Origin of the sequence: Methylibium sp., assembly GCF_013817365.1 — a bacterium.
GTDB lineage: Bacteria > Pseudomonadota > Gammaproteobacteria > Burkholderiales > Burkholderiaceae_C > Methylibium.
This window is the reverse complement of record NZ_JACDCU010000022.1, coordinates 1-19,967: the sequence shown is the minus strand read 5'-3', so window position 1 is coordinate 19,967 and position 19,967 is coordinate 1. Positions and strand designations below refer to the sequence as shown.

Genomic DNA, 19,967 nt, shown 5'->3' with positions numbered 1-19,967 from the left:
CCAGACTGTGCGTCAGCAGCGCCGCAAGTCCACGCGCGTTCTCGGGCGGCAGGTGGTAGCTGTAGGGCAGCACCTGCACCGCCAGGCCCTCGCCGCTGTGCGTGCGCATGAGGCGCAGGAAATAGGGGGTGTCCAGAGACAGCGGGAAGTGCTCGGCGAGGTGGTGCGCGCGCCAGCCGGCCCAGCCGGCCAGCAGGGCTCGCGGCAGCAGCACGAAGAGCCCCACGGTCACGGCGATCAGGTGGATCCAGCGCGCCGCGTTTCCGCCGCCGCCGAGCGAGAAACGCAGCGCGGCCAGTTGCTCCGTGTCGGGAAGCGCCTGCCCGGTGAGCTGCAAGGCCGGCCAGAGCGCTACGGACAACACCCGGTGCACCTGCTCGACCGACAGAAAGGTGCTGTCCCAGCCGGCGCGGTACTCGAAGGCGAGGCCGCGCAGGTAAAGCGAGGCGAGTGCGCCGATCGCGATCGCCACGGCGGCGCCGTGCAGGATGCAGGCCACGCGCTGCGTGTGTAGCGGGCTGCCCAGCAGGGCCCAATCGCGCGCGAACGCGGCCAGTGCGGGCAGCTTGCGGCGGCGGGCAACACGGCCGGCCAGCGCGTGGGTCCAGCCGGCGATTGCGCGCTGCACGGGGCCGGCGGGCGGGCTCGTGCGGGCTTCAGGCCGATGGCGGCGCAAGGCGCGCACGGCCAGCACCGCATAGACCGCCACGTTCCAGGCGATCAGCGCCGCGAACGGCGGCGCGAGGATGTTGATGCGCTCGCCTGACCCCACCGCATCGAGCGCCAGGCCGGCCAGCACGGCGAGCAGCAGAAATGCCCACACCAGACTGGCGCGGCCCTGGCTCGCGCTCAACACGTGGGCGATTGCCGGCTCGCGCTCGCCGAGTCGGGCGCTGGCCAGCGCGGCGCGTTGTGCGAGCAAGGCCTGCGGCGGCTCTTGCTCTCCGAGGGATTGCAAGGCCTCGCGGCTGGCCCACGCGGCATCGGCCTCGCTCCACGGAGCCGAGGGCGGCGTCTCGAAGGCGCGCACCAGCAGCACCCGACGGGCCTCGGCTTCGTTCATGGCGGCGCTCGCTTCATGGCTCCAGGAGGTGCGTGCCGGCATGCGGCGGAGTTGCTGCGAGCATTGTGGAGGACGGGGCGGCATGGGACGCAAGGCCGTGCTCGCGCTCAGCCTCCAACGGAGGCGGCCGGCTCGCAACGCATGCCGCCCGGCAAGAGGGCGACCATCACCAAGGGCATCTGCCCCGTGCAAGGATGAAGCGTTACGAGCCTTTCGACCCCCCGACGTTCACTGGAGCCCCGCCATGACCTTCAAGCTTGTCCGCCGTGCCGCCGCGTTCGCTCTCGTTCTGGCCCTGCCAGCCACGGCGCTTGCGCAATCGATGCTGACGCAGACCGCGAGCCCGCACACCCATGCCGAAACGGTGCAGCGACTGGAGAAAGCGATCGAGGCACGCGGATTGACGATGGTCGCCAAGGTCGATCATGCGGCTGCGGCGGCCAAGGCCGGCATGAAGCTGCCGCCCACGGTGCTGCTGATTTTCGGCAATCCGAAGGGCGGCACGCCGCTGATGCAGGCCGCACCTTCGATGGGCATCGATCTGCCGATGAAAGCGCTGGTCTGGCAGGACGCCGGCGGCAAGGTTCAGGTAGCCGTCAACAGCATGGAGTTCTACAGGCGGCATGGGCTGAAGGACGAGCAACTGAAGCCGCTGGAGGCCGTGTCCGGGCTGGTGAACGGCGCCTTGAAGTAAGTCGGCGGCTTCGCTTTTGCTGTCAGGCATACCGCTTGCCAAAACATGGCTTCTCGAACTTTTGAAAGCGAAGCGCGCATGAAGATCATCGGCTGGATCATCCTCATCATCTTCTTGATCGGACTGGCGGTCGTGCTGGGCTTGGGTGGCTTGATCTTCTGAGTGCCTAGGCGCCGCCTTGCGCGCTACATCCCGCTGTAGTTCGGCCCACCGCCTCCCTCGGGCGTGACCCACACGATGTTCTGCGTCGGGTCCTTGATGTCGCAGGTCTTGCAGTGCACGCAGTTCTGCGCGTTGATCTGCAGGCGGTCCGCACCCTGCTCGGTCTTGGCGTATTCGTACACGCCGGCCGGGCAATAGCGCGCCTCCGGGCCAGCGTACAGGGCGAGGTTGGTCGACACCGGGATGCGGGCGTCCTTCAAGGTCAGGTGCGCCGGCTGGTTCTCCTCGTGGTTGGTGTTGCTGATGAACACCGAGGAAAGCTTGTCGAAGCTGAGCTTGCCGTCGGGCTTGGGGTAGGTGATGCGCGGACTTTGCGACGCCGAGCGCAGGGACTGGTGGTCCGGCTTGCTGCGATGCAGGGTCCACGGCGGCGTCTTGACGCCCAGCTTGGGCAGTAGCCATTGCTCGATGCCGGTCATCAGCGTGGCGACGAGGCGGCCCTTCTTGAACCACTGCTTGAAGTTCTTCGACAGCAGGAGTTCGTCACGCAGCCAGCTGCGCTCGAACGCCGCCGGGTAGGCGATGAGTTCGTCGTGCTTGCGGCCGGCGCCCACGGCCTCGAATGCGGCTTCTGCCGCCAGCATGCCCGTCTTGATCGCGGCATGGCTGCCCTTGATGCGGCTCGCGTTCAAGTAGCCGGCCTCGCAGCCGACCAGCGCGCCGCCGGGGAACACCGTTTTCGGCAGGCTGAGGATGCCGCCCGCCGTGATCGAGCGCGCGCCGTAACCCAGGCGCTTGCCGCCTTCGAGGTACTTGCGGATCTCGGGGTGCGTCTTCCAGCGCTGGAACTCTTCGAAGGGGCTGAGCCAGGGGTTGGTGTAGTCGAGGCCGACCACGAAGCCGAGTGCGACCTTGTTGTCCTCGGCGTGATAGAGGAAGGAGCCGCCATAGGTGTCGTCGTCGAGCGGCCAGCCGGCGGTGTGGACGACCAAGCCTGGGCGGTGGCGGGAAGGCTCGATTTCCCACAGCTCCTTCAGGCCGATGGCGTAGCTCTGCGGGTCGCGGCCTTCCGCCAGCTTGAACTTCGCCATCAGCTCGCGGCCGAGGTGCCCGCGCGATCCCTCGGCGAACACGGTGTACTTCGCGTGCAGTTCCATGCCGAGCTGAAAGCTTGCCGTCGGCTCCCCGTCCTTGCCGATGCCGAGGTTGCCGGTGACCACGCCCCTGACCGAGCCGTCGTCGTTGTAGAGCACTTCCGCTGCCGCGAAGCCGGGGAAGATTTCCACACCCAGGGACTCGGCCTGCTGAGCCAGCCAGCGCACCACATTGCCCAGGCTGGCGATGTAGTTGCCGTGGTTCTTGAAGCAGTCGGGCAGGAAGAAATCGGGCGTCGTCTTCGCGCCGGTCTCGCTGAGAAAGAGGAAGCGATCGACGCTGACGGCCTGACCCAGCGGCGCGCCCAGCTCCTGCCAATTCGGCAACAGCTCGTTCAGGGCCCGCGGATCGATGATGGCGCCCGAGAGGATGTGCGCGCCGGGCTCGGAGCCCTTCTCGAGCACGACCACCGAAATTTCCCTGCCCTGTTCGGCGGCCAGTTGTTTCAGGCGGATCGCGGTGGCCAGTCCGCCGGGGCCGGCACCGACGACGACGACGTCGTATTCCATCGTTTCGCGCGGGCCGTACTGCTCGAGCATCGCTTGCGGCGTCATGGGGATAAGTCCTCGCTGTCGGGCTGTCGGTCGGGCCAGAATTCTATCGGCGAGGGAAAAAAATAGAACGATCGTTCGATTTATGCTTCGTGGCTGCGCCGCAAGCGGTGGCGCAGCTTGTGCGGGGGTCAGCGCGGGCGGCGTTCCCAGACTTCGGGGTTGACGAGGTTCACGGGCCTTTCGCCCGCCAGCAGCCGCAGCACCTCTTCGGCGGTGCCCTGGCTCATGCGGGCCATGCTCTGTGCCGTCAGCCCGGCGACGTGCGGGGTGAGCAGCACGTTGTCCAGGGCCAGCAGCGGATGCTGCGGCGGCAGCGGCTGGGTCTCGAACACGTCGAGCGCCGCGCCGGCCAGGCGGCCCTCGCGCAACGCAGCGATCAGCGCGCCTTCCTCGATCACCGCGCCGCGCGCCACGTTCACGAGGAATGCGCCCGGCTTCATCAGTGCCAGCCGGCGTGCGTCGATCAGTCCCCGGGTGGCCGCATTCAGCGGGCAGCCGAGCACCACGAAATCGCTGCGTGCCAGGAGCTCGTCGAGCGCTGCGCCTTCGATGAAGGCCGGCAAGGCATCGAGCCGGCGCTGGTGGCCGAGCACCGGCATGCGATAGCCGAAGTGGCAGATCTCCGCGATGCGCAGGCCGATGCTGCCCACGCCGACGATGCCCACGGTTCGGCCGTTCAACTCCGTGGCGCGCTCGGCCAGGCCGCGGCTCGCGTCCCATCCCGATTCGCGCAGGCTGCGGTCCATGCGCTGCGTGTGCCGCGTCAGCAGGCCGAAGCACATCAACACATGCTCGGCCACTGCGTCGCGGTTGGAGCCCGGCACATTGGCCACCGGGAGGCCGTGGGCGCAGGCCGCTTCCATCGGGATCATGTCCAGCCCGACCCCATGCCGCACCACGCCGCGCAGCCGCGGCGCATGGTCGAACAGGTCGGGCGGCAACTGTGCACGCACGACCAGCACGTCGGCCTCGGGCACGAGGCGGCGAAGCGTCTCGGGGCGCACGTCGGGCGCGGCCACGATGTCGGCGCGCGTGGCGATGAGCCGCTCTCCCGAAGGATCGATCGCCCCGGCCAGCAGGACCCGGGGGCGCGTCACTTCTTCACTCCGGGCTTCGTCACCGGTCGCGCGGGATCATTCCGGTTCACTCCGGCGTGACGCCCGCATCCCGCACCACCTTCGCCCACATCTCCGACTGTTCGACCAGGTGCTTCGCGAACTCCGCCTGCGTGCTGCCGATCACATCGACGCCCTGGGCGGCGAACTTCGCCTTCACGTCGGTCATGTTCAGAATCTTGACGATCTCGGTGTTGAGCTTGTCGAGAATCGGCTGCGGCGTGCCGGCGGGCGCCGCGAAGCCGAACCACACATCCACCTCGTAGCCCGGCACGCCGGACTCGGCCACCGTCGGCACGCCCGGCGCCTGCTTCGAAGCCTTCGGCGTGGTCACCGCCAGCGCCTTGAGCTTGCCCGCCTTGACGTGCTGGATGATGTTGGGCACGTTGTCGAACATCAAACCGATTTGGCCGCCGAGCAGGTCCGTCACCGCCGGGCCGCTGCCCTTGTAGGGCACGTGCACGATGTCCACGCCCGCCATCTGCTTGAACAACTCCATCGACAGATGGTTCGACGAGCCGATGCCGGTGGAGGCGTAGCTCAGGAAACCGGGCTTGCTCTTGGCCAGCGCGATGAGCTCCTTGACCGAGTTGGCCGGCACCGTGGGCGACAGCACCAGCAGGTTGGGCGTTGATGCCGCCAGGGTGATCGGGGCGAAGTCCTTGATCGGGTCGTAGGGCAGCTTCTTGAAGATGCTCTGGTTCACCGCAAAGGCGAAGGGCGTGATGAACAGCGTGTAGCCGTCCGGCGCGGACTTGGCCGCCGCATCGGTGCCGATGAGGGTGGCGCCACCGGGGCGGTTCTCGACCGTCACCGTCTGGCCCCAGGCGTCCTGCAGCTTGGCGCCCACCGTGCGCGCCAGGGTGTCGTTGAAGCCGCCCGGGGGGTAGGGAACGATGATGCGGATGAGCTTGTCCGGATAGCTCTGCGCTTCTGCCTGGGCAGTGCCCGTGGCGGCGAACAGCAGGGCGGTCAGGAGCGCGGGAAGGGTGATGCATTGCAGGAGTTTCATGGAGGTTTCCGTGGTTGCTGCGGGTGGCTGCGTTGAAGGCAGTGCGAATCAGATGTAGCCCGGGCCCTCGATCGGCGGATACGCCGCGAGGAAGCGCTCGTCGACCTCGACGCCGATGCCCGGGGCTTCGAGCGGGCGCACGTTCCCGTCGGCATCCACCTCGAACGGTGTGCTGACGAGCTGATCGCGATAGAGGTTGTTCTTCGACACGTCGCCCTCGAAGTAACCGCCGTTGTCGATGGACGCGAGGAAGTGGATCGACGCGGCCATGTTGATGCCCGTCATGCAGGTGTGCGGGTTGATCGGCAGCTTGTAGGCCGAGGCCATGGCGGCGATGCGCAGCATCTCGGTGACGCCGCCGGCCTTGGAGAGGTCGGGCTGCAGGATCGTGATGTCGCCGTCCTCGATCACCCGGTTGAACTCGAAGCGGGTGAAGTGGTTCTCGCCTGCGGCAAGGGGCACGCGGCCGAATCCGCGGGCCAGCTTGTAGCTGCGGATGTCGTGCGCAGCGAACGGCTCCTCCAGCCAGCCGACGCCGAGCGCATCGAAGCCCGGCATGACCTGACGCGCGTCGTTCACGTCGTAGCCGGTGTTGGCGTCGACCAGGATCGCGATGTCGTCGCCCAGCGCCTCGCGCACCGCCTTCACTCGCTGCAGATCGCGCGCCGGCGTGTCGCCCACCCGCAGCTTGACCGCCTTGTAGCCCGCCTCCACATGCGGGCGCGCTTCGTCGATCAGGGCCGATGGATCCTGGAAGCCCAGCGAGACGCCACCCGCGTACGCCGGCACCGGCCGCGCCGAGCCGCCGAGCAGCTTGTACAGCGGCCAGCCCACCGCCTTGCCGCGGATGTCCCACAGCGCCAGGTCGATGCCGCTCATCGCCATCGCGCAGCCGGCACCCACGCCATGGCTGGCGAGCTGCTTCCAGTAGATGCGGTCCCACACGCCGACCACGTCGCTGGCGTCCATGCCGACGACGAGCTGGCGCAGGGTGGTGTTGATGAGCTGCGCCACGGCGGTGTGCGCCTTGCCGTGATGCGCCTCGCCCCAGCCGACCAGGCCGCTTTCGGTGGTGACCTTGACGACCACGGCGTCCTTCTTGACGGCGCGGCCCATGCCCAGGGCGACACTGTTTTCAGGGGCGATGGGGAAGGAGATCGGGAAAGCCTTGACCTCGCGGATGCGCAATGCACGGTCGGTCGCGGAAGGAGTCTGGGGCATGCGTGAGTCCTGGAATTCGATGCGAGAAAGGGTGGTGGGAGCGGGAGGGCGTTGGGGGCGGCGGCCGTCAGTTGTCGAGATAGCCCCGGGCCGGCATCAGGCCGTGGCGGTCGAGCGCGTTGCCGGCCGGATCGATCAGCTCGTCGGGCAGGCGGTGTCCCGAGTGCAGTCGCGGGCCGGCAATCTCACGCGCCTGCGGGCCGTGCGCCATGAAGTGGTCGAGGGCCTTGTTGGCGTTGGTGAAGGCGTTGCCGTAAGGCAGCTTCGCCGCGGCGGCGAAGACCTCGTCGGCCACGCGCTCGATGCGATCGGAGATCGCCTGCGCCGCCGTGCGGTCTTGCCGCAGGTGTTCGATCATCTCGGCGTATTGCGGCCCGAAGCAGTTCGCTGTGCTCAGCAACAGGCCGTCGTAGGCGCCGCCGCCGAGCGAGAGGTGCCGGGCATAGCCGCCTTCGGCGCCGCGCACCAGGAAGGCTTCGCGAAAGCCGGCCGCGGCCACGCGGTCTTCGCCGCTGGTGTCCTTGAGCAGCAGGAAGTTCGCGTGATTGCGCGCCAGCTCCTCCACCGTGTTTGCGGACATCTCGTTCTCGGTGATCTGCGGCAACTGGTACAGCGAGATCGGCAGGCCGGTCGCCAGCACGCGATCGAGCGCGTCGTGAATCTGCGCCTGCGTGAGCTCGCGGCCCTTCGGCGGGCACACCGTGAAGCCGCAGACCGACGACTGGCGCAGGCAGTCCTCGTCGCTCGTTGCGTTGGTCCTGCGGCGCAGCCACGCCATGGTGTCTTCGAGCTTGCGCAGCACGTCCTCGGTGCGGGTGGCCAGCACGCCGATGAGCACGCTGAACTTGCGCTCGCGGGCCTGGTCGAGCGTGAACTCGAGCAACTCGCGCACCTGCGCGTCGTCGAGCTGCCAGCCGTCGCCGGTGGAGCCGGGCACGAGGTAGCCCTTCACCGAATCTTGCAGGAAGGCGAGGTGGCGGCTTGCCCGTGCGGTGTCGAGGGCGCCCTCGGCGGTGTAGTGGGTCAGCAGCGGGCACCAGAGCAGCGGCACGCCGGCCGGGAGCAGGCGCTTCAGCAGAGTCGCACGCGCGGCGGCCAGGCGATCGATCGGGGACGTTTGCATGAGGTCGTGTTGCGAAAGCGTGGCAGGGAGAAGCTGCAATGTAGGAGCCGTGGTGACTTGCCGAAAAGATATGCCAGGACATTTCAGATATGCTTTTCAGGCATACGAGGAGAGCCGTGAACCTGCGCCGCATCGAAGCGTTCCTGGCTGTCGCCGAGGCCGGCAACATCTCGCGCGCGTCAGCGCAGCTGGAGGTGGCGCAGTCCGTCGTCAGCCGCCACATCAAGGCGCTGGAGACCGAGTTGGGCTATGGCCTCTTCGAGCGCACTGGCCGTGGCGTGGCTCTGACGCCCGCGGGCCGGCTCCTGGCCCCGCGCCTGCACTCGGCGCTGGCCGAGATGCAACGCGCCGCGATCGAGGCCGGGGAGTTGGGCGACCAACCCAATGGTCCGGTGCGCATCGGCGTCGTTCCGGCGGCCATCTGGCCCCTGGTCGGTTTGCTCTACCAACGCGTCGCCGAGCGCTTCCCGCGCGTGCGTCTTCATTTCGTCGAAGGCTTCGGCAACGCGCTCGAGGAGCCGCTCACGCGCGGCGATCTCGATCTGGCCGTGATCAACCGCTACGGTCGGCTGCATCACCACGGGGAAGAGCGGCTGTGCACGGTGGAAAGCCTGGTCGTCGGGCCGCCCACGGCTTTCGGCAGGCACACGCGCGAACTCGCTTTCAAGTCGCTGGCCGATCTGCCCCTCGTGCTGGCCTCCAAGCCCAATGGACTGCGCGTGGCGCTCGATCAGGTCTGCCGGCGCACCGGCGTGCAGCTGCGCGTGGCGGCCGAGGCCGATTCACTGCTCACGATGAAGGACCTTGTGGTGCAGGGGGGCCTGTACACCGTGCTGCCGCACCAGTTGGTGCAGGAGCAATTGGCGCAGGGCGCGATGAGCGCGGTGCGCCTGGTCAAGCCCTCCGTGCCGCGCACCTTGTCGCTGGCAACGTCGAGCCACCATCCGGGCACCCTGGCCACACGCGCCGTCTGGCGGGAGATTCGCGACATCGTCGCCAACCGGCTGGTGCATACCGTGTGGCGGTGAGCCGGTGACCGAATTTCTTTCCGGGTTGCGGCGTATGCCGGGCCCCGCAGCGCCGTCGAGCCGACGCGTCAGTGCAAAGCGCCGGCCAGGCGCTCGACTTGCCGATCGATGAGTGCGAGCAGCGACTCCGGATTGACCGGTTTGGTGAGATGCAGGCCGAAGCCCGCGGCGATCGAGCGCGCGCGATCTTCCGCCTGTCCGTAGCCGGTGAGTGCGACCATCACCGGCAGCGCTCCCTGCAATTCTTCGCGCAGCTGCGCCGCCACCGCCAGGCCGTCCATGCCCGGCAGGCCGATGTCGCACAGCACGACCTGCGGCCGGCTCGCGCGGACGAGGGCGATGCCCGAGATGCCGTCGTAGGCCGACCTCACGTCATGGCCGACCAGCGTCAGCAGGGCACTCAGGCTGTCGTTGGCGTCGACGTTGTCTTCGATCACGACGATGCGCAGGGCCTGCGGCGGCGCGGGGGGGGCGGGCATCTCCGCCGGAGCCGGCGCAGGCGGCTGCACCAGCGGCAGCGTCACCATGAATTCGCTGCCGTGGTTCAGCCCGGCACTCGCTGCCTCAACCGTGCCGCCGTGCAGCTCCACCAGCCGGCGCACCACCGTCAGGCCGATGCCCAGGCCGCCCTGGGCATGGGCCAGCGAGCGGTCCTCCTGCATGAACAGCTCGAACACGCGGCTCAGCGATTCGGGCGACAGGCCTCTGCCGTTGTCCTGCACTCGCACGACCAGCGCCTGCTCGCAGACCTGCACGCGCACGGTGATCGCGCCGCCCGTGCCGGTGTACTTGACCGCGTTGTTCAGCAGATTGGCGAACACCTGGGTCAGCCGAACCGGGTCGCCGTCGACGTAGATCAGCTCCGCCGGAAACTCCACCGTGAGCTGCTGCGCGCGCGATTCTGCCAGCGGGCGGCAGGTTTCGATGGCCTGCTCGATGAACTCGCGCGCAAGCACCGAGCGCTTGAGCAACACGATCTTGCCGCTGCGCAGGCGGGTCACATCGAGCAGGTCGTCGAGCAGCCGCGTCATCTGCTCTACCTGGCGCTCGATCACGCCGTGAATCCAGGGCAGCCGCGGCTCGGCGTGCGAGATGTGGTCCAGGATCGCGGCCGCGTTGCGGATCGGCGCGAGCGGATTGCGCAGCTCGTGCGAAAGCATCGCCAGGAAATCGTCCTTGAGCGCGTTGGCCTGCTCGGCGGCTTCGGTCAGGGCCTGCGAGCGCATCGAGGCGATGACCAGACGTTCGTTGGCCTCGCGGGTTTGCAGTGCGCTCTCGACAAGCCGATCAGTGAGCGTTTGCGCCAGTGCCTCGCCGGCATCGGCCGTGGTCTCGCGCAACTTCATGCTCTCCTCACGCACGCGCAAGGCCTCGCCGCGGGCGTGCAGGGCACCCTCCGCGATTTCGCGACGCGAGTCCGAATTCATGGCCCGCTGTCTCGCTCTTGGAGTTTCGGTTGACCCGACAGCAGGCCCTCGTAGCCGGGCATAGCGTCGCCGATGACGATCCCGTCCTTGTCGATCTCGAACCGCCGAAGCTCCCTGCTGTGCATGCTGGCGCGCACCTTCACGACCGCCATCACGCGCTCGAGGCGGCTCCCAATTTCGACGTAGCGCAGCATGATGATCGCGTCGGTGAGAAAGGCGTTGCCGTAGGGCGAAAAGCGCAGGTCGTTGTAGCGGTCTTCCATCTCCGAGGTCATGAGCACCGTCACGCCCATGCCGGTGAGCACCGAGACCATGCGGTATAGCGACTCGCGGAAGTCTTCGCGGAATGTCGGCGCCAGCGCCAGCTCGAAGCCGGAGAGCGAATCGATCACCACCCGCTTGGCTTTCAGGCGCTCGATCTGGACCGTGAGCTCGTAAAGGGTCTCGTCGATCGACAGGTCGAGGGCGCGCGTGTCGATGATGGCGAGCTGCCCGGCTTCGACCAACTCGTCGAGCTTGCGGCTATGCGACTGACGCGGCCGCTTCTCGAAAGACGCGATGACACCGTTCTCGCCGACCCGCGCGCCCTCCATCAGGAAGCTGGTCGTGAGGATGGTTTTGCCCGAGCCGGCCGGCCCGGCGATGAGCATCGAATAGCCAGAAGGCAGGCCGCCGCCGAGCATCTCGTCGAGCAGCGGCACGCCCATGGAGAGCCGGCTCTCGCCCGGCGGCGTATCGGTCGACTCGCCGCCGCCGAGGATGACGCGCGGGAACACCCGGATGCCTTCGTCGCTGATGCGAAAGGTGTGCAGGCCGGGGATCTGCGCCCTGCCGCGCATCTTCATGACTTGCAATTTGCGCACCATGGAGTTGCGGTGCACGCTTTGCGTCAGCCACAGCAGGCCGTCGGCCACGGTGAAGACCGGGTTGGTGTCGCTCTCGGCCAGCGAATACTCGCCGATCAGGAAGGAGGTGGTCTGCCAGCCGGTCAGCCGCATGCCGAGCTTTTGCACGAGCTGCTGCAGGCTGGAGGTCTGCTTGGGGTTGTCTTTCGCCGCCTCGTTGACGGAACGGAAGGAATCGACGAACACCAGCGCCGGCGAGGAAGCCTCGACCTCGGCGACGATGCGGGCCAGCACGACGTCGAACTTGCCGCTCATCGCCTCTTCGGCCATGTTGACGAAGTGGACCGAGGCGTTGATGCGCTCGAAATCGAAGAAGCTGAACTGCTGCTGGTAACGCAGCATCTTGAGCGGCGGCTCGCCCAGCACGGTGAAGTAGATGGCTTTCCGCTCAAGGGTGGCCAGGCCGAACATCATCTGGTGCGCCAGCGTCGTCTTGCCGCAGCCGGGCGAGCCGGCGATGAGGTTGAAGGAGTACTCGGGAATGCCGCCGCCGAGCAGTTCGTCGAGGCCCGGCACGCCGGTCGGCAGGCACCGGATGGTCACTTTTTCAGTCATGTCTTGTTCTCCTGTGCGGGCTCATCGGTGCGCCTGTCGGCCCAGACAGCGTTCAGCAGGCGGTCTGTCAGACCATCGCCGATCAAGTTGCTAAGCAATGTGGTGAAGGTGTCGAGGAGCGAAACGCTGGCCTCCAAGGCTTCGGCCGCCTCGCGGCGTTCCAGGCTCAGCTTGACGGCGATGAAAGGCGCCGGCTCCGAAAGGGGCTGCGCCTCCCAATCCATCTCAGGTCGGGCAATGCGCTGCAGGCTCAGGCTGCGGGTGTAGAGCGCTTCGACGCCGCCGTCGCCGACGACCGGCACCAACTGCGAGGCCACGCGCTGCCAGGTCGCGACCGAGGCATGGGCCAACGCTTGCGCATCGGGGCATGCTCCGGCCACACGCAGCAGGGCGCTGCGTATCACTTCCTGTCGATGGTGGCTGCCGGTTGACACTGCAACGCGTTCCTCGCGGTTCGACGGCAAGGGGCAACGGTACGTCGCCCCACCCCCCGAGGTTGCCAAGGCTCTGGCGATACGGTTGATGCTACGCGCTTCTCAATACCCGCAGCGCGTCTTTCGCCGAAGCCGCGCCACCTCTCCCCAGAAGGGAAGGAAGCGGCCCCGACTACACCGGAAGAACCTTCACGTCGAACAGTCGCTCGCCCAGCCACACCAGCGCCAGCAGGCCGGCCGCAATGGAGCCGCCGCGCATCCATCCCTGCGCGGCGGGGCGCCCCCGCAAGGGGGCCAGCAGCAGGACGGCCAGCGCAACGACCATCAGCTGACCGGCTTCCACACCCAGGTTGAACAGCAGCAGCGCCCCGGCCATGGTCAGCGGCGGCAAGTCGAGCTCGATCAAGGGACCGGCGAAGCCAAAGCCGTGGATCAAGCCGAACGCGAAGGCCGCGAGCACGCGCCGCCGCCCGAGCACGGGCCACAGGTTGTCGGCTGCGGCGATGGCGATGGTCAGCGCAATGAGCGGCTCGATCACGCTCGGCGGCACAGCCAGCACGCGCCAGGCGGCCAGGCCCAGCGTGATGGAGTGCGCCACGGTGAAGGCCGTTACCAGCGCCACGAGAGGCAGCCACAGCGCACGGCCCGTCGCCACACCGCCCTGCGCGTCGCGGCCCAGGGCCAGGGGCAGCAGCAGGCAGATCAGGAAGAGCACGTGGTCGGCACCGATCAGGATGTGGTGCAGGCCTTCGCCGAAGAAGCCGCCGGTCGGCGGCTCCTCAGCCGCAGGCGGGTCGCGCGGGGACGGTGCGGGCGCTGCCGCGATCTCCGGCAGCGTGCGCCGGGCGTCCGCGATCACCCTGTTTGCCGGCTTCGACGGACTTGCCGCACCGGCATCCGGCGTGAAGGCCAGGCGCACGGGTGCGCCTCCCGGCGCCAGGCTGCGCAGCCCGGCGATCGGTTGGTCGTCGGCACCCAGCACCTGCAGCAGGCCGCGGTGCGTGGGATCGATGTCGCGGAACAGGCCGTAGGCCAGGGACGGCGCGCTCGCCGCGGTGCAGTCGCTGGTGTAGTGCAGCACGGCATACACGCCGTCGGCCTTGCGGTCGAGCGCGAGGGGTTGCGCGGCATCGGGCTGCAGGGCGCAGCGGGCCGGCTCGAGCTGCAGGTGCGCGGCCACGTGGTCGGCGATCTCGGCCTCGCGGCGGCGCACCTCGCCCCAGCTCAGCCGGCCGTCGGCGTCGGCGTCCAGCGTGAGCGCGACGTCGAGGTCCCGCAGCGCCACGTCGGCCTGGAGGACGAGTTGGCCCTTGTCGCCGGCGGCGGCGCGCAGGTAGGCGTCGCTGGCCTGGTGGGCAAGGGCGGCCGGTGCGGCGGCGAGCAGCGCCAGCAGCGCGGCGCAGCGTGCGCGCCATGCAAGGTGCGACACGAAGCTTCTCATGACGTGCTTCCTTTCGCGCCCATCCGTGCATCGTGCAGGCCGATGCGCTCGGCCAGCGCGGTGACTTCGGCTTGCGCGGCCGCATCGCCCGCGGCACGGGCTGCGCGGTGCATCACCACGAGGTCGATGGCCTCGCGCTGGGTCTGAAGATTGGCGCGCGCCAGCGCGACTGCGCGCTCGGGTTCGCCCTCGACTTCGAGCGCAAAGCGGGCCCGCTCGCGCGCATGCACGGCGGCCGCTTCGGGCCGCAGGGCGGCCTGCGTGTAACGCGCGGCCAGGGCGTGCTGCAACTTGCTCGCCGCGTCGCTGCGCAAGGCGCGCTCGACGATGGCGCGGCGCAGCAGCGCGGCCTCGCTGTCGCCGGCGTCGACCAGCAGCGCCTGCGCTTCGGGCCAGCGCTCGGCCTCGATGAGCACGTCGGCCAGCGCCATCCGACTGTAGGGGTCGGCGTCGGCCTGCTGCGCCGCACGCAACTGGGCCACGGCGGCGTCGGTGCGGCCCGCGCGTTGTTCCAGCTCGCCGAGGCTGGTGCGGATCCAGCTCGTCCAGCCAGCGTTGCTGGGCTGGGCCTTCAGAAGCGCCTCGAACTCGCTGCGCGCGGCGGCGATGTCGCCGCGCAGCGCCTGGTTCTCGGCCAGGCAGGCGCGCGCATAGAGCGGTTGGCCGGCCGCGTTGAGTTGCTCGCAGGCGGCGTCGGACTCGGCGTAGCGGCCCTGCACACGGTGAATGGTGGCCAGCGTGAGCAGCGCCTGCGGATGGCGCGGCGCTGTGCGCAGCACGGCTTGCAGTTCCTGCACCGCAGCGTCGAACTCGTGCAGATGCTGGCGCAAGGTGGCGCGCTGCAGGCGGATCTCGACCGGCGCATCGGCATCGCCCTCCCAGGCACCCAGCACGCCCAGCGCCTGGCCGGCCAGCCGCGCGTCGCCTTCGATGCGCGCTCGCGCCAAGGTGCTTCTCGACAGCGCCAGCGCAGTGGCCGCATCGCGCGGCTGCTGCGCGAGCTTGCGTCGCATCTCGCGCTGTTCGCGAGCGAAGCCGCCGAGCGTGGGCAGGGTCTCGACGATCTCGTCGTCGCTGGCCGGGCGCAGGGGCTCGGCCTGCGCGGCGAGCGCACTCATGCCGAAGAGGCCGGCGCATGCGAGCGCGCCGATGAAACGGAGGGAGGTCATGGCTGCAAAGTGTAGGAGGCCGCAATGAGAACCGCCCGCCGTTGCGAATGCCCGAGGGCAGCGCGGTGGCGGGCGGCGAAGCCGGGCGTCGGAACGCCGCGGCTTAACGGTCGATCGACGTGGCGATCGGCGGCGCGGTTTCGTCGCTGGTCGGTGCGTCGAACATGCTCAGGTCGTAGGGCTCGGAACGATCGAACATGCCGTTCGCCAGCGAGGCGATGAAGGCGAGAAAGCCTTCATTGCTTGCGCCGGCGCTGGCGGGCGGTGCGTCCGGGCCACCGGCCGGCGTGTCGTCCCGGTCGCTGCCCCCGCCGCCGCCGCAGGCGGCCAGCGCGAGGCTGGCGACTGCGGCGAGGAGGGCGCCTTGGATGCGTGAAATCGTCATGGAAGGCTCCTTGGGATCAGTTCGCCCCGCCGATCGGCGTGGCGAGGTACGGGAAGCTCGTCGACAACGATGCAGCCGCGGCGGCCTGGTCGACGGCGTCGTGCAGCTGGAAGGCAGTGGCGCCCAGCGGCACGGCCGAGGGCTTGCACTCGGCGCCGAAGCCCAGCGCGTTCGCGTCGCCGTTGGCCATGCACAGCCCGCCCATCACCGCGATCAGCGAGATGTCGACGATGTCGTCCTTCGGCCGGCGGCCGTTCGGAAAGCCCGCGTTGTCGCTGCCCGCGGCGAGGATGTTGCCGACGATGCCCAGCCGGTTCTGGCTGGCGAACGCCACCGGCTCGATCGCGGTGTTCAGGCGCAGCATTTCCGAGGCGGTCACCTTGGCCATCTGGTTCACGCCGGCGATGCCGGTGAGGAACACCGTCTGCAGATCGACGCGACCGGCGTTGGTCGGCGCGGCACCGCCCAGGCTCAGCACGGCATCGAGCAGCACTGGCAGCGTCGGGTTGGTGACATAGCCGGCGAACTGGCCGTCGCCGCTGGGCTCGGACGCGTTGAAACGGTCCTTGTCCTTCAGGCCGATGACCACTTCGTTGACCAGGGGCATGCCCAGGCGCGAGACCTGTGTCCACGGGCCGGCGTTGAGCGACGCGTTCTCCAGCGCGGTGTTCTTCGGCGAGCCCGACAGCAGGCGGCCCTGGCGCAGGCTGGCCGAGGTCCAGCCGCCAATGACGGCCGCGGGATTGTCTGCGGCGGCGCCGGCCGTGGTGGTGAGGCAATCACGGTGCACTTCGAGCGACAGCGTGGTGACGTTCTTGTCGTCCAGGTCGCCGGGGCCGGCGGCGTTGATCTGCGCCGGGTCGGTGATCAGGCCGACCGGCGCGTTGACCAGGTCGAAGATGGTGCCCAGGTTCACGGCGAACGGGTCCTTGCGCTGGCCGACGAAGACCTTGGCGGGCATCGAGCAGCCGGGAAGGTTGACGGTGTAGACGTGCTTGGCCGCATAGGCAGCGTAGTCGGCGATGGTCTTCTTGCCGATGTTGTCGACCGGCTTGTCGAAGGTGGCCGAGCCGCCGTTCATGATCGAGCTCTTGTCGCCGGTGCGGCGGTCGCCGCGCACCACGTCGAGCGTGAAGGTCTCGCGCACGTTCGAGTTCGGATCGTTGACTGCACTGATGGCGCCGACCTGGGTGAGTGGGATCGAGACCTCGGTGCCGAGCGCCGGCACCTTGATGTCCTTGAGCGTGTTGGTGAAGCGGAACTGGAAGGTGATTTCTTCCTCAGCGTCGCCGTCGTTGTCGACGTGGATCTCGTACAGCGCGTTCGGATCCATCTTGAAGTAGTTCGGGCCGCCGTACGGATCCTGCAGCGGCAGGTAGTTGGCGATCAGCGTCACATAGCCGCTGCGGTCGGCCTCGTAGCTGCGGAACATGTAGAAATCGGTCGCGTCGACCTTGGGCGTGCCGGTGATCGACGGCGCCTCGCGGTGGCTCGAAGCCAGTGCGTTGCCAGTGAGGCCGGCGGCCAGCAGGGCGGCAGCGAGGCCGGCCCGGGCGAAGCGGCTCGGAAGAATCGTGTGTTGCATGGATGTCTCCTTGTTGGGGCTCGGGTTCGATGTCCGCCGGACTCGGCGCTTGGGCATCGAAGGGCAATACGGCGCGAGTCGCGGTTCGGATGCAGCAGTGCGGTGTTTCCGTGTGCCAGCGCTCGTTCGCGCCGCCTTCCGGCGTCTCGAACGCGTGCTATCTTGGATGCCTGAACCCTCTCAGTGCCCAGGAAAACTCATGAGCTACAGCATCGACCTGTCCGGCCGCGTCGCCCTTGTCACCGGCGCTTCCAGCGGCCTCGGTGCGCAGTTCGCGCGCACGCTCGCACACGCCGGGGCGGCGGTGGTGCTGGCCGGAAGACGGATCGAGCGGCTCAAGACCTTGCGCGCCGAGATCGAAGGACAGGGCGGCGACGCGCACGTGGTGGGCCTGGACGTGACCGAGCACGAGAGCGTGTGTTCGGCGGTCGCCCATGCCGAGACCGAGGTGGGCGCAATCGACATCCTGGTCAACAACTCCGGCGTGAGCACGACACAAAAGCTGCTCGACGTGTCGCCAGAGGATTACGACTACGTGATGGACACCAACACGCGCGGCGCGTTCTTCGTGGCGCAGGAAGTGGGCAAGCGCATGATCGCCCGCGCCCAGGGTTCCGCACCGGGCACCTTCACGGGCGGGCGCATCGTCAACATCGCCTCGATGGCCGGGCTCAAGGTGCTGGGGCAGATCGGCGTGTACTGCATGAGCAAGGCGGCGGTGGTGCACATGACGCGCGCGATGGCGCTCGAGTGGGGCCGCTACGGCATCAACGTCAACGCCATCTGCCCGGGCTACATCGACACCGAGATCAACCATCACCACTGGAGCACCGACGCCGGCCGCAAGCTGATCGACATGCTCCCGCGCAAGCGCATCGGCCGACCGCAGGACCTGGACACGGCGCTGCTGATGCTGTGCGCCAACGAGAGCCACTTCATCAACGGCGCGGTGCTGGCCGCCGACGACGGCTTCGGCGTGTGAATCGCCCGTGCGACCGCTGGCTCCGCTCGAACTGCGCATCCTCGGCGTGCTCGTCGAGAAGCAGCACACCGTGGCGGACAGCTATCCGTTGTCGCTCAATACGCTGGTGCTCGGCTGCAACCAGAAGACCGCCCGCGATCCGGTGATGAACGCGGGCGAGGCCGAGGTGCTGGCCGCGCTCGACGAGCTGAAGTCGCTGGACCTGGTGATCGAGTCCAGCGGCAACCGCGTGATGCGATACGAGCACAACCTGGCGCGCGTGCTGCGCGTGCCTTCCCAATCGCTGGCCATCCTGGCGGTGCTCTTTCTGCGCGGGCCGCAGACCGCTGCCGAGTTGCGCGCTGCCACCGACCGGCTGCACCGCTTTGCCGACGTGTCCTCGGTCGAGGCTTTCCTCGACGAGCTGGCCGCGCGGCCTGCGGAGCGCGGCGGCCCATTGGTGGCGAAGCTCGCGCGCGGCGCAGGTGCACGCGAGGCCCGCTGGGCGCAGCTGCTGAGCGGGCCCGTGGTGCCGGCCGGCGCAGCGGACGCGTCAGTGGCCTTGCCCGCCGAAGCGGTCACTGCCGCGGAAATTGCGTCGCTGAAGGCCAACCAGATCTACCTGCGCAACGAAATCGCGCTCCTTCGCGCCCAACTGCACCGGCTGGCCACGGAGCTGGGCGTCGAACTGCCGTGACAGTGAAGCGGCGGCGTTTGCGCCTTTTTCGCCGTTTCTACGTTTGCGTCAAATTGGCCTTAAAGGCCCGAATGTCTACAATGGCCTTTCTTGTTCGAAAGGCTCTGCATGCGCGCGATGACTTTCCGGAACCGCCAAGGCGAGCTGGTCGATCTGCCGACCGTGGCCGCCAGCCGCTTCAAGAACGAGTTCGGCGCGATCTTCGAGCAAGCGGCCCTGGGCGGCGCGGTGGCGATCACCAAGCACGACGCGCCGAAGGCCGTGCTGCTGTCGTATGCCGAGTTCGAGTCGCTGGTTCAGGCGCGTTCCCCCGCGCTCGATGACCTGACGCTGCAGTTCGACGGGCTGCTCGAGCAGATGCAGACGCCGAAGTCGAAGGCGGGCATGGCAGCCGCCTTCGATGCTTCGCCGGTGCAGCTGGGTCGTGCAGCGGTGAAGGCGGCCAAGCAGCGACGCTGAGCGGTCCACGGCGCACGCACTTGGCCAAGAAGGCGCTGGCCGCGCGCTTGTACGTTCTGGCGGGCGTCAACGGCGCGGGCAAGAGCAGCATCGCAGGGGCTGCCTTCCGCTCCTTCGGCGGCGAGTACTACAACCCGGACGAAGCCGCACGCGAGCTACTTTCTGCCAGTCATAGGCTGAGTCAGGAGCAAGCCAACGCCGTCGCGTGGCAGCAGGGCAAGCGGCTGCTGGAGCGGGCGATCGCAGATCGCCTGGACTTCGCGTTGGAAACCACCCTGGGCGCCAACACCCTCCCGCGCCTGCTTGGGCAGGCGGCTTCGGAAGGCCTCGAGGTCCGCGTCTGGTACGCGGGCCTGGCCAGCCCGGAGTTGCACATCGAGCGCGTCCGCAGCCGGGTGCGCGGGGGCGGGCACGATATTCCCGAGGCCGACATCCGGCGCCGCTTCGAACACAGCCGGCTGAATCTGATCCAGCTGTTGCCGGCACTCACGGCGCTGCGCATGTACGACAACAGTGCAGCGGCAGACCCCGCCGCCGGACTGACCCCATCGCCGCTGGAACTGCTGCACATGGAACGCGCACGGATCATCGGTCCGCCCGACCTGTCGCTCACGCCCGAGTGGGCGAAGCCGATCGTGGCTGCGGCACTGAAGATTCACCAGAGCGGGCGAAGGCTCTCTTGACGGGAGTCGTGCGCTTTGCGCGGGCGAATCGACGCGCTCATACCAAGGTGCATTCGATCGGCCAGGAATACTGCGATCGAGTCCAGCTCCGCATGGGTCGGCAACCGGCCCGTTGCTGACCTTCGGCCAGTGTTGGTAT

19 protein-coding genes are annotated in these 19,967 nt (G+C 68.4%); 6 read left to right on the top strand and 13 right to left on the bottom strand.

Features of this window, described 5'->3' with window-relative positions:
• On the bottom strand, positions 1-1,063 hold a 1,063-nt coding region (locus H0W38_RS03080; protein ID WP_292451105.1), incomplete at its 3' end, for a DUF2868 domain-containing protein.
• Between the two features lie 244 nt (positions 1,064-1,307).
• Between H0W38_RS03080 and H0W38_RS03075 the strand changes: the two genes are divergently transcribed.
• Positions 1,308-1,757, top strand: a complete 450-nt coding sequence (locus H0W38_RS03075; protein WP_292451103.1) for a DUF302 domain-containing protein — start codon at positions 1,308-1,310, stop codon at positions 1,755-1,757.
• Positions 1,758-1,942: 185 nt separating this feature from the next.
• On the opposite strand, the gene H0W38_RS03070 is transcribed toward H0W38_RS03075, so the two are convergent.
• The 5 genes from H0W38_RS03070 to H0W38_RS03050 form a co-directional block, all read right to left on the bottom strand.
• A complete protein-coding gene (locus H0W38_RS03070; RefSeq protein WP_292451102.1) occupies positions 1,943-3,628 on the bottom strand; it encodes an electron transfer flavoprotein-ubiquinone oxidoreductase in 1,686 nt (561 codons plus the stop codon).
• Between the two features lie 128 nt (positions 3,629-3,756).
• Positions 3,757-4,725: a hydroxyacid dehydrogenase gene (locus H0W38_RS03065; protein ID WP_292451100.1), complete on the bottom strand. Its 969-nt coding sequence runs from the start codon at positions 4,723-4,725 to the stop codon at positions 3,757-3,759.
• A 46-nt stretch (positions 4,726-4,771) separates the two neighbouring features.
• Positions 4,772-5,755, bottom strand: a complete 984-nt coding sequence (locus tag H0W38_RS03060; RefSeq protein WP_292451098.1) for a tripartite tricarboxylate transporter substrate binding protein — start codon at positions 5,753-5,755, stop codon at positions 4,772-4,774.
• Between the two features lie 48 nt (positions 5,756-5,803).
• Positions 5,804-6,976 (bottom strand): mandelate racemase/muconate lactonizing enzyme family protein, encoded by a 1,173-nt coding sequence (locus tag H0W38_RS03055; protein ID WP_292451096.1) that lies wholly within the window; start codon positions 6,974-6,976, stop codon positions 5,804-5,806.
• Positions 6,977-7,043: 67 nt separating this feature from the next.
• Positions 7,044-8,099 (bottom strand): dihydrodipicolinate synthase family protein, encoded by a 1,056-nt coding sequence (locus tag H0W38_RS03050; RefSeq protein ID WP_292451094.1) that lies wholly within the window; start codon positions 8,097-8,099, stop codon positions 7,044-7,046.
• A 116-nt stretch (positions 8,100-8,215) separates the two neighbouring features.
• On the opposite strand from H0W38_RS03050, the gene H0W38_RS03045 reads away from it, so the two are divergent.
• Complete coding sequence (locus H0W38_RS03045) at positions 8,216-9,127, top strand: LysR family transcriptional regulator (RefSeq protein WP_292451093.1); 912 nt, start codon at positions 8,216-8,218, stop codon at positions 9,125-9,127.
• 68 nt (positions 9,128-9,195) lie between these two features.
• On the opposite strand, the gene H0W38_RS03040 is transcribed toward H0W38_RS03045, so the two are convergent.
• The 7 genes from H0W38_RS03040 to H0W38_RS03010 form a co-directional block, all read right to left on the bottom strand.
• Positions 9,196-10,554, bottom strand: a complete 1,359-nt coding sequence (locus tag H0W38_RS03040) for an ATP-binding protein (protein WP_292451089.1) — start codon at positions 10,552-10,554, stop codon at positions 9,196-9,198.
• Positions 10,551-12,014 (bottom strand): ATPase domain-containing protein, encoded by a 1,464-nt coding sequence (locus H0W38_RS03035; RefSeq protein ID WP_292451087.1) that lies wholly within the window; start codon positions 12,012-12,014, stop codon positions 10,551-10,553. Before H0W38_RS03035 ends, H0W38_RS03040 begins: the two co-directional genes overlap by 4 nt.
• The gene (locus H0W38_RS03030) at positions 12,011-12,448 is read right to left on the bottom strand and encodes a hypothetical protein (protein WP_292451086.1); all 438 of its coding nucleotides are present in this window, start codon (positions 12,446-12,448) and stop codon (positions 12,011-12,013) included. The genes H0W38_RS03035 and H0W38_RS03030 overlap by 4 nt, the downstream gene beginning before the upstream one ends.
• Positions 12,449-12,620: 172 nt before the next feature.
• A complete protein-coding gene (locus H0W38_RS03025) occupies positions 12,621-13,889 on the bottom strand; it encodes a HupE/UreJ family protein (RefSeq protein WP_292451085.1) in 1,269 nt (422 codons plus the stop codon).
• Positions 13,886-15,058, bottom strand: a complete 1,173-nt coding sequence (locus H0W38_RS03020) for a hypothetical protein (protein ID WP_292451083.1) — start codon at positions 15,056-15,058, stop codon at positions 13,886-13,888. The genes H0W38_RS03025 and H0W38_RS03020 overlap by 4 nt, the downstream gene beginning before the upstream one ends.
• Before the next feature lie 103 nt (positions 15,059-15,161).
• Positions 15,162-15,443 (bottom strand): hypothetical protein, encoded by a 282-nt coding sequence (locus H0W38_RS03015; RefSeq protein ID WP_292451082.1) that lies wholly within the window; start codon positions 15,441-15,443, stop codon positions 15,162-15,164.
• A gap of 16 nt (positions 15,444-15,459) precedes the next feature.
• On the bottom strand, positions 15,460-17,028 hold the full coding sequence (locus H0W38_RS03010) for a DUF4331 domain-containing protein (protein WP_292451080.1): 1,569 nt from the start codon (positions 17,026-17,028) through the stop codon (positions 15,460-15,462).
• A 199-nt stretch (positions 17,029-17,227) separates the two neighbouring features.
• On the opposite strand from H0W38_RS03010, the gene H0W38_RS03005 reads away from it, so the two are divergent.
• The 4 genes from H0W38_RS03005 (at position 17,228) to H0W38_RS02990 (ending at position 19,828) form a co-directional block, all read left to right on the top strand.
• Positions 17,228-18,010: an SDR family oxidoreductase gene (locus tag H0W38_RS03005; RefSeq protein ID WP_292443101.1), complete on the top strand. Its 783-nt coding sequence runs from the start codon at positions 17,228-17,230 to the stop codon at positions 18,008-18,010.
• A gap of 7 nt (positions 18,011-18,017) precedes the next feature.
• A complete protein-coding gene (locus H0W38_RS03000; protein ID WP_292451078.1) occupies positions 18,018-18,686 on the top strand; it encodes a YceH family protein in 669 nt (222 codons plus the stop codon).
• Positions 18,687-18,794: 108 nt separating this feature from the next.
• Positions 18,795-19,145: a type II toxin-antitoxin system Phd/YefM family antitoxin gene (locus H0W38_RS02995; RefSeq protein WP_292451076.1), complete on the top strand. Its 351-nt coding sequence runs from the start codon at positions 18,795-18,797 to the stop codon at positions 19,143-19,145.
• A 20-nt stretch (positions 19,146-19,165) separates the two neighbouring features.
• Positions 19,166-19,828: a zeta toxin family protein gene (locus H0W38_RS02990; RefSeq protein ID WP_292451074.1), complete on the top strand. Its 663-nt coding sequence runs from the start codon at positions 19,166-19,168 to the stop codon at positions 19,826-19,828.
• Positions 19,829-19,967 lie beyond the last annotated feature (139 nt).